The 9,505-nt window shown below is 40.9% G+C and carries 7 protein-coding genes; 5 read left to right on the top strand and 2 right to left on the bottom strand.

Annotation, left to right across the window (positions count from 1 at the left end; all coding sequences use genetic code 11):
• Positions 1–59: 59 nt before the first annotated feature.
• Positions 60–2,030 (bottom strand): exodeoxyribonuclease V subunit alpha, encoded by a 1,971-nt coding sequence (recD, locus tag V6W77_RS10400; RefSeq protein ID WP_334254579.1) that lies wholly within the window; start codon positions 2,028–2,030, stop codon positions 60–62.
• Between the two features lie 117 nt (positions 2,031–2,147).
• On the opposite strand from recD, the gene alr reads away from it, so the two are divergent.
• Positions 2,148–3,272, top strand: a complete 1,125-nt coding sequence (gene alr / locus V6W77_RS10395) for an alanine racemase (protein ID WP_334232684.1) — start codon at positions 2,148–2,150, stop codon at positions 3,270–3,272.
• A 73-nt stretch (positions 3,273–3,345) separates the two neighbouring features.
• Here alr and sodA read toward each other — a convergent pair whose 3' ends face one another.
• On the bottom strand, positions 3,346–3,987 hold the full coding sequence (gene sodA, locus V6W77_RS10390) for a superoxide dismutase [Mn] (protein ID WP_334254578.1): 642 nt from the start codon (positions 3,985–3,987) through the stop codon (positions 3,346–3,348).
• A gap of 375 nt (positions 3,988–4,362) precedes the next feature.
• Between sodA and thrA the strand changes: the two genes are divergently transcribed.
• From thrA to V6W77_RS10370, 4 genes are all read left to right on the top strand, one after another.
• Positions 4,363–6,819 carry a bifunctional aspartate kinase/homoserine dehydrogenase I gene (thrA, locus tag V6W77_RS10385; RefSeq protein ID WP_334254577.1) on the top strand — a complete coding sequence of 819 codons (2,457 nt, stop codon included), beginning with the start codon at positions 4,363–4,365 and terminating at the stop codon, positions 6,817–6,819.
• Positions 6,819–7,766: a homoserine kinase gene (gene thrB / locus V6W77_RS10380; protein ID WP_334254576.1), complete on the top strand. Its 948-nt coding sequence runs from the start codon at positions 6,819–6,821 to the stop codon at positions 7,764–7,766. The genes thrA and thrB overlap by 1 nt, the downstream gene beginning before the upstream one ends.
• Before the next feature lie 186 nt (positions 7,767–7,952).
• Positions 7,953–8,900, top strand: coding sequence for a cysteine synthase A (gene cysK, locus V6W77_RS10375; RefSeq protein WP_334236058.1), 948 nt, complete (start codon positions 7,953–7,955; stop codon positions 8,898–8,900).
• Positions 8,901–8,986: 86 nt separating this feature from the next.
• Positions 8,987–9,505 (top strand): IS256 family transposase, variant Zn-binding type (locus tag V6W77_RS10370; RefSeq protein ID WP_428981789.1); only part of this gene is annotated, 519 nt, incomplete at its 3' end.

Below are 9,505 nucleotides of genomic sequence, written 5' to 3'. Positions count from 1 at the left end.
TGTAAAAAATTTTAAAAATTTTACCGCTTGTTGAATTTCTCGTCAATTTGATTATTCCATTAACAAAACTTGCTAATTAATTGCTCTTTTAAGCCACTTTGTCTTTCTGTCTTAGATCCCACACTATATTTCCATACTTTCTCGCTACCAAATAACGTGAATTTATCTTTAGCTCGAGTAATTGCTGTATAAATTAGCTCTTTCGTTAATACAGGAGAAATCACTAGCGGCAATACTAAAACAGTATGCTCAAATTCCGATCCTTGCGATTTATGCACTGTCATAATATAAGCCGCTTCGTAACTTGAGATTCTACTCAATGGCAAGCTATGATATTGTTCGTCTGATTGTTGAGAATCAAAATAAACTCTCGTTTCTCCATTTTCATCAGGTAAAATAATGCCAATATCGCCGCTGGCGATTTTATTTGTCGGCATATTTTCGGTAATAAGAATGGGTTTGCCAATATAGCGGTCTCGGCTATGATTAAATCTCACCAAGCCAGCTTTACGCAAGCCTTCCGCTATCGCTACATTTAATTTTTCAACGCCTAATTCACTGATACGTAATGCCGATAGAAAACGTACTTTTTGGAATTTGTCAAAAATGGTTTTCACGCTCATAGCCTGCGGATTTTCTTCTCTTTGCTGCACCGCTGTCAAATAAGCACGATAAAGCTCTACGGCTTTATTCACAACCATTTGCACGCTTTTTTCTAGCCAATTTGATTTATCTGCCATATCCTTTGTTTCAGGATAAATCCTATTCTCTAACTTACCGCTGTCTTGGTATTTAGCAAATATTTCCCAAGAATAATTAATTTTTTGATCATTAACTGCATTAGCTAGTTCACCAATCCACATTTTTTCGCCGAAACGATAGCTATGTTTTAAATGAGCCAGTGAATCACCAATTGCTAAAGCATTACCTACTTCTATTTCATAACCAGTAACCTTTTTTAAATAATCACAATGAGATTGACTATAGCCATACGCCAAGAATGAACCTAACTCGCCCATAATAGATCCCGCCTCAACGGAAGCAAGCTGGTCTTTATCCCCTAACATAATCAGGCAAGCGGTTGGCTTCAATGCTTGCACAATTTTTTCCATCATTGATACATCAATCATCGATGCTTCATCTAGTACAACCAAATCATAATGGAGTGGATTTTTCACATTATATTTTGTTTCATCGGTTAAAGGTCTTGCACCAAGTAAACGGTGAATTGTTATTGCTTCTGTTGGAATGGCTTTAATTAATTCGGGCGAAAGTTGTTTTTCCTCCGCTAATTTTCCCTCAATCGATTCTTTCATTCTTGCTGCCGCTTTGCCCGTTGGGGCTGCGAGGGCAATCTGGAGAAAAGGTTGATGTAGCTCTCGCTGTTTTAGTTGAAGCCCGAGCAATAGTTTCACAACCGTAGTGGTTTTCCCTGTTCCCGGTCCACCGGAAATAAGACTAAATTGTTTTTCAAGTGCGGTTGCAACCGCCACTTTTTGCCAATCAATTTCTTGTTGAGGGTTTGATTGACGCTCAAATAGTTGCTCGATAATTTTTTTATTTAACTCTGCATTGGTAAATTTTTCTGAAAATTTGACCGCTTGTTGCAAATAAACCGCAATATTATGCTCTGCCTGCCAATAACGATAAAAATAAAGCAGACCATTTTGGAACAACATCGGAGCAATTTTTTCAGGCAAATAACTAAAAGCAATGTGATCTTTTAACACTTCTTGCCATTCAAGCGGTGAAATTTTTCCAATTTTTTGCAAAATTGCCTTAAGTATATGATAGCATTGCGGTTTTGCACTCAACTCAAAAAGATTAGAAAGTTCTAAAGAATTTAAACGTAACGCCGTATGCCCTAATCCAACTTGATAAGAAATCAATGCAGCAAGCAACACCGCCAGATCTTTTTGCCGCTGAGGATAATTATATTGCATTTGTTTGCTCTCAATAAAAGCCGCAAATTGGTAGTTTAAATCAGAAATAATCTTCTCTTTTTTTAGTTCAAATAATAAATTTAGCATATAAAACTTCTCGCATTAGTTCGCTAATACTAATCTTTTTTACATTATTTTCTAAGGGATTTTTCATTTTCAGCGTATAATTTCGCACACTTATTATTTTATCTCGTTAGAAGAAATATGAAACCAGCTACCGCAACCATTGACAGCCAAGCCCTTCGCCATAATATCCAACTTATTAAATCTTTTGCTCCACAGCAAAAATTATTGGCGATGATCAAAGCCAATGCTTATGGGCAAGGTTTACTGCCTGCCGCCGCCACACTGACAGATTTAGTCGATGGCTTTGGTGTTGCCCGCTTGCGTGAAGCGTTGGAAATTCAAGAAACCGGCTACACCGGCAAAATTGTACTGGTGGAAGGTTTTTTTGACCGTGAAGAGTTGCTTAAAACCCTTTCCCGTAAATTTGACACTGTGATTCATAATATTGAACAGCTCGAATTACTTGAACAAGTCAATCAAGAGTGGGAAGAAGAGCAGAAAAAAGGCTTTTGGAAGCGCAAGGCTAAAATCTATTTCCCCATCAATATCTGGCTCAAAATTGATACCGGTATGCACCGCTTGGGCGTTCACCCCGAACAAGTGGATATGTTTGTAGCACGTTTACAAAAATGTGCGCTGGTCAATTCTATTAGTTTTGTCAGCCATTTCAGCCGTGCAGATGAATTAGATTGTGGTTATACGGAAAAACAAATCGCCGTGTTTGAACAAGCTACCGACAAATACAAAGCACACGATCGCAGCATTTCCGCCTCAAGCGGAATTTTGTATTGGAAACAAGCTCATTATGATTGGGTTCGCCCCGGCATTATTATGCACGGAATTTCTCCACACTACAGCCCGATTACTGATTTAGGTTTTAAGCCTGTAATGACCCTTTCTTCCTCACTGATTGCTGTTCGCACCCACAAAGCAGGCGAGCCGGTCGGCTACGGTGGAGCTTGGGTTAGCCCGAAAGACACCAAACTGGGTGTAATCGCAATGGGCTACGGAGATGGCTACCCTCGCAATGCCCCTGAAGGCACACCTGTTTTGGTAAACGGCAGAATTGTGCCGATTGTCGGGCGTGTGTCAATGGATATGCTCACGGTTGATTTAGGGGCTGATAGCCAAGATAAAGTAGGCGATAAAGTGATTTTTTGGGGAGAAAAATTACTGATTGAAGATGTGGCGAAACACATCGGCGTGATTAGCTATGAGCTGATTACCAAGCTCACTCCTCGTGTAATTTTTGAATATCAATAAAAGAACAAGCGGTCAAATTCTGCAAAAAATCTGCAAAATTTGACCGCTTGAATATTATTTCTGGCGCATTAAATTATTTCGCACAACCGCAAGTTGCCACTTTCTCTTCAAAACGGCGAGCGGCTTCGTCCCAGTTTACTACGTTCCAGAACGCTTTAATGAAATCCGGACGGCGGTTTTGGTAGTTTAAGTAGTAAGCGTGTTCCCACACATCTAAACCTAAAATCGGGTAGCCTGAAACACCAGCTACATCTTTACCCATTAATGGGTTGTCTTGGTTTGCGGTTGAAACCACAGCTAATTTGCCCTCTTCCGCCACTAACCACGCCCAGCCTGAACCGAAACGGGTAGTTGCTGCTTTTTCAAATTCAGCTTGGAATGCTTCTACCGAACCGAAATCACGCACGATGGCATCTTTTAATGCACCTTGTAAAGTTGTACCGGTTTTTAAACCTTTCCAAAATAAAGTGTGATTTACGTGTCCACCCACGTTGTTGCGTGCTGCAACACGTTTTTCAGCAGGCACTTGGCTTAAATCTTTAATCAATTCCGCAGGGCATTTTTCTAATAGCTCTGGATGAGCTTCTAACGCTGCATTTGCATTGTTAATGTAAGCTTGGTGATGCTTAGAATGGTGAATTTCCATTGTTTTTGCATCGAAATGGGGTTCTAACGCATCGTATGCGTAGCCTAGTTCTGGTAATGTGTATGCCATTTTATTGTCCTCATATATAAAGGTTAATCACTCAGCACTAAGTTTAGCAGTTTTTTGATCTAAAACAAGAAATCTATGATTTAATCTTCAGATTAATCACAATTAATGCAATAGGCAAACATAGCAGGCGATAAAAAGCACAATTTCCCACAAAAAAAGATTGACAAAAGAAAAGGTTTGCCACATTCTCTCAGTTAATTCATCTTTATTGAGAAATAACAAAATGTTTAACTTAGCAACCATTATTACCACCACGATTACCATTATGCAATCACATAATGCGGGTGAGTGTTGCTAAAAAACAGAATTTAAAATGCCCGCTACAAGCGGGCATTTTTGTATAAAAATTTGCAAATATTAATATCAGGAGAAACTATGCGAGTTCTAAAATTTGGTGGCACATCGCTTGCCAACCCGGAACGCTTTATGCAAGCGGCGAACATCATCGAAAAGGCCCATCTAGCAGATCAAGCAGCTGGGGTATTATCCGCTCCAGCTAAAATTACTAACCACCTTGTCGCCATTGTCGATAAAGCTATCGCAGGTGAATCCTTTGAATCTAACCTTTCTGAAGCTACTGAAATTTTCCACAATATCATCAACGGTTTATATGAAGCCAATAATAACTTCGCTCGTGAAGCATTATTAGCCTTAGTTGAGGCGGAATTAGCCCAAATTCAACAGGTAGCAGCAGACTCGGCAAAAAGCAAATCTTTATCGGATGATATTGCAGCGACCATTCATTGTCGTGGTGAAAAACTTTCTATTGCGATGATGCAAGCGTGGTTTGAGGCGAAAGGCTATGATGTTACCCGCATTGATCCTGTGGAAAAATTATTGGCTCACGGCAGCTATTTAGAATCTTCAGTGGATATTGCTGAATCCACCAAGCGTGTTGATGCCGGCTCAATTCCTAAGAAAAACGTAGTATTAATGGCAGGCTTTACCGCGGGTAACGAAAAAGGCGAATTAGTGCTTTTAGGTCGCAACGGCTCTGACTACTCAGCAGCTTGCTTGGCTGCGTGCTTAAAAGCAGATATTTGTGAAATTTGGACCGATGTGGACGGCGTTTACACCTGCGATCCTCGCCTAGTACCAGATGCCGTATGTTTAGAGTCAATGAGCTACCAAGAGGCAATGGAGCTTTCCTACTTTGGAGCGAAAGTGATCCACCCTCGCACTATCGGACCGTTAGTGCCGTTAAATATTCCGTGCTTAATTAAAAATACCGGTAATCCAGATGGCAAAGGCACATTGATTGACAGCAATGTAGCAACCGATGGCTTAAAAGTAAAAGGGATCACCAACCTCGACAACGTGGCAATGTTCAATGTGTCAGGTTCGGGTATGCAAGGTATGGTGGGAATGGCTGCTCGTGTATTCTCCACGATGTCAAAAGCCGGCATTTCGGTGATTTTAATTACTCAATCTTCCTCAGAATATAGCATCAGTTTCTGCGTACCGGCAAAATCAGCAGAAAAAGCCTTAGCGGCACTCAATGCGGAATTTGCTCACGAATTAGCGGAAAACTTGCTTGACCCAATTGATATTATTAAGGATTTATCCATTGTGTCTGTGGTTGGGGATGGTATGCGTACCGCTAAAGGTATCGCTGCTCGTTTCTTCTCTGCCCTAGCTCAAGCGAATATCAGCATTGTGGCAATCGCACAAGGTTCATCAGAACGCTCAATTTCAGCAGTTGTGCCACTAAATAAAGCGATTGAGGCAGTAAAAGCAACTCATAAATCGCTATTCAACAGCAAGCGTGTGGTCGATATGTTTTTAGTCGGTGTCGGCGGCGTAGGCAGCGAGTTAATTGAGCAGGTTAAACAACAAAAGGAATTTTTGGCAAAGAAGGACATTGAGATCCGAATTTGTGCCTTAGCCAACTCGGATAAAATGTTGCTGAACGAAAACGGCTTAAATTTAGATAACTGGAAAGAAGATTTAGAAAAAGCGATCCAGCCGTCTGATTTTGATGTGTTACTTTCATTCATCAAATTCCACCACGTTGTCAACCCTGTATTTGTGGATTGTACTTCGGCTCAATCGGTGGCGAATCTTTATGCTCGTGCACTAAAAGAGGGTTTCCACGTGGTCACACCAAACAAAAAGGCTAACACCTCAAGCTACGACTACTATTTGGAAATGCGTGAAAATGCTCGCCAAAGCCAACATAAATTCCTCTATGAAACCAATGTGGGTGCGGGTTTACCGGTTATCGAAAACCTACAAAATCTCTTGGCAGCAGGCGATGAAGTCGAAAAATTTGAAGGGATTTTATCAGGCTCACTTTCCTTCATTTTCGGTAAATTAGAAGAAGGTTTAACCCTTTCACAAGCCACTTTAATTGCAAAAGAAAAAGGCTTTACCGAGCCTGATCCACGCGATGATTTATCCGGTGCGGATGTCGCTCGTAAATTGTTAATTCTTGCTCGTGAAACCGGCTTACCGCTTGAATTTGACGATATTGAAATTGAAGGTGTATTGCCAAAAGGGTTCTCAGAAGGTATGAGCCGTGATGAGTTCTTAGCTGTTCTGCCATCATTAGATGAAGAATTTGATAAACGTGTGCAAGCTGCTAAAGCCGAAGGCAAAGTGTTACGCTATGTAGGCTCAATTACCGGCAATAAATGCCGTGTGGCGATTGAAGCCGTTGATGAAAATCACCCACTTTACAAAGTGAAAGACGGTGAAAATGCTCTAGCCTTCTTAACTCGTTATTACAACCCAATCCCACTCCTCTTACGAGGCTACGGAGCAGGCAATAGCGTAACAGCAGCCGGTATTTTTGCCGATATTCTTCGCACCCTACACGGAGGAGCAAACTAATGGTTTTACGCATTTATGCACCGGCATCCAGTGCTAATATCAGTGTCGGTTTTGACTCTTTAGGGGCGGCAATTTCCCCGATTGACGGCTCATTGCTCGGCGATGTAGTCCAAATCGAAGATTGCGATCAATACTTCGAATTAGAAAGTGCTGGCTATTTCGTCAGAAAATTACCGAAAGAGCCGCAAAAAAATATCGTTTATCAAGCCTATGTGCTTTTTAGCGAACGCTTAAAACTGCGTGGTGGCAACGTAAAAAATTTGCGATTAACACTCGAAAAAAATATGCCGATTGGCTCAGGGCTTGGCTCGAGTGCTTGTTCGATTGTGGCGGCATTAGTGGCTCTCAACAAATTCCACGATGAACCATTTTCAAAAATGGAATTGTTGGAAATGATGGGCGAACTGGAAGGTAGAATTTCAGGCTCAATCCACTACGATAACGTTGCCCCTTGCTATTTAGGCGGCTTACAGCTAATGACTCAATCTCTCGGCAACATTTGCCAACCGTTGCCGTTCTTTGATGAATGGTACTGGGTATTGGCTTATCCGGGCGTGGAAGTTTCCACTGCCGAAGCTCGTGCGATTTTACCGAAGAGCTACACTCGCCAAGATATGATTCAGCAAGCCCGCTATTTAGGCTCTTTCGTTCACGCCTGCCACACTCACCAAGATGTGCTAGCCGCAACGATGATGAAAGACCTTATTGCCGAACCGTATCGTGAAGATTTGCTCCCTAACTTCCCAACCGTTCGACAAGGCTGTAAAGATTTAGGGGCATTAGCGGTTGGTATTTCCGGCTCAGGCCCAACGATGTTTGCCATCGCTCCTGATTTGGAACACGCCCAACGATTAGTGAACTACTTGGAAAAAGAGTATCTACAAAACAACGAAGGATTTATCCACATTTGTAAGGTCGATAATCAAGGCGCGAGAGAGCTGAAATAGTCTCAATTCCCAATAGTCAAGCGGTCAGATTTAGTAAATTTTTTGCAAAATATGACCGCTTACTTTTTGCCTATCTCAACATATTCTATTTGGTTATATAAAATACCTTCTAGCTACTAGCAAATCACTCAAAAATAAGTATGATAAAGTTAAATTTTAATACCTAATCTAATAAGGAACACTATTATGACTATCTATGCAGACAACTCATACTCTATTGGTAACACTCCTCTTGTTCGTTTAAAGAATTTCGGTAATGGCAACATTGTGGTTAAAGTGGAAGGGCGTAACCCAAGTTTTAGCGTGAAATGCCGTATCGGGGCGAATATGGTGTGGCAAGCAGAGAAAGACGGTATTTTGACTAAAGGTAAAGAAATTGTCGATGCAACCAGTGGCAATACTGGTATCGCATTGGCTTATGTTGCCGCAGCTCGTGGCTACAAATTAACTTTAACAATGCCTGAAACAATGAGTACCGAGCGTAAACGTTTATTGCGTGGTTTAGGCGTAAACCTTGTTTTAACCGAAGGGGCAAAAGGAATGAAAGGGGCAATTGCAAAAGCGGAAGAAATTGCAGCCTCAAACCCTGATCATTACGTTACCTTAAAACAATTTGAAAACCCGGCAAACCCTGCGATCCACCAACAAACCACCGGTCCTGAAATTTGGGATGCAACCGAAGGTAAAATTGATGTATTAGTGGCAGGTGTGGGTACAGGTGGTACTATTACCGGTGTTTCTCGTGCGATTAAACAAGACAAAGGCAAACAAATTATTTCTGTGGCAGTTGAGCCGGCAGAATCGCCTGTCATTACTCAAACCTTAAACGGCGAAGAAGTGAAACCGGCTCCACATAAAATTCAAGGCATTGGTGCGGGCTTTATCCCGAAAAACCTTGATTTATCATTAGTGGATAGAGTTGAGCAAGTATCAAGCGAAGAAGCCCTAGCAACCGCTCGCCGCTTAATGGCTGAAGAAGGGATTTTAGGCGGTATTTCATCTGGTGCAGCCGTTGCAGCAGCAGATCGCTTAGCAAAATTACCTGAATTTGCAGATAAACTTATCGTGGTGATTTTACCATCTGCCTCTGAGCGTTATTTAAGTACACTTTTATTTGAAGGGATTGAGGCTTAAAATCAGGCATAGTAGACAAAATAGTTGCTAAAAAGTGGCTTAAAGCCTTATAGTACAAGGCTTTAAGCCCTATTTTCGAAAAATGAATAAAAAACTGCCCATTTTGCCAAAGTACGAATATCAAGAAGCACGGTAAGCAAAATAATATTCAGCGCCATTATTGCAATCAATGTAATAAAATCTTTACCTTTCAAAAGAAATTAAACGCTATTCAAATTTGGTCTGATTACACGACAGGAAAACAGACTTATCCGCAACTTGCTGAGAAATATCATTGTTCGGTGAGAACTATTCAACGATATATTGAAAAAGCCCCTAAAAGCCAGCCAAATATAATAGAAGGAAAATATCTGAATATTATTATGGATACCACTTTCTTTGGTCGAGAATTTGGTGTATTGGTTTTAATCAATAGTCTGAAAAAGAAGGTAATCTATCATCGTTTTGTAAAAACAGAAAAAGATGTTTATTATCAGTTAGCTCTCAATCAGTTAAGAGAAAAAGGCTATATCATTCAATCAGTTACCTGCGATGGTCGGAGGGGATTATTAAAAGATTTACTCAATACCCCGACACAAATGTGCCCGTTTCATATGATTGCGATA

Origin of the sequence: Mannheimia indoligenes, from assembly GCF_036880405.1 — a bacterium.
GTDB classification, from domain to species: domain Bacteria; phylum Pseudomonadota; class Gammaproteobacteria; order Enterobacterales; family Pasteurellaceae; genus Mannheimia; species Mannheimia indoligenes.
Note: the sequence above shows the minus strand (reverse complement) of the source record. Positions and strands in the feature narration are given on the sequence as shown.

What these genes read in the sequence shown, in the direction of transcription:
- alr (WP_334232684.1), top strand. Translation starts at nt 2,148, where the DNA reads ATGAAACCAGCTACCGCAACCATTGACAGCCAAGCCCTTCGCCATAAT.
- sodA (WP_334254578.1), bottom strand. Translation starts at nt 3,987, where the DNA reads ATGGCATACACATTACCAGAACTAGGCTACGCATACGATGCGTTAGAA.
- thrB (WP_334254576.1), top strand. Translation starts at nt 6,819, where the DNA reads ATGGTTTTACGCATTTATGCACCGGCATCCAGTGCTAATATCAGTGTC.
- thrA (WP_334254577.1), top strand. Translation starts at nt 4,363, where the DNA reads ATGCGAGTTCTAAAATTTGGTGGCACATCGCTTGCCAACCCGGAACGC.
- recD (WP_334254579.1), bottom strand. Translation starts at nt 2,030, where the DNA reads ATGCTAAATTTATTATTTGAACTAAAAAAAGAGAAGATTATTTCTGAT.
- cysK (WP_334236058.1), top strand. Translation starts at nt 7,953, where the DNA reads ATGACTATCTATGCAGACAACTCATACTCTATTGGTAACACTCCTCTT.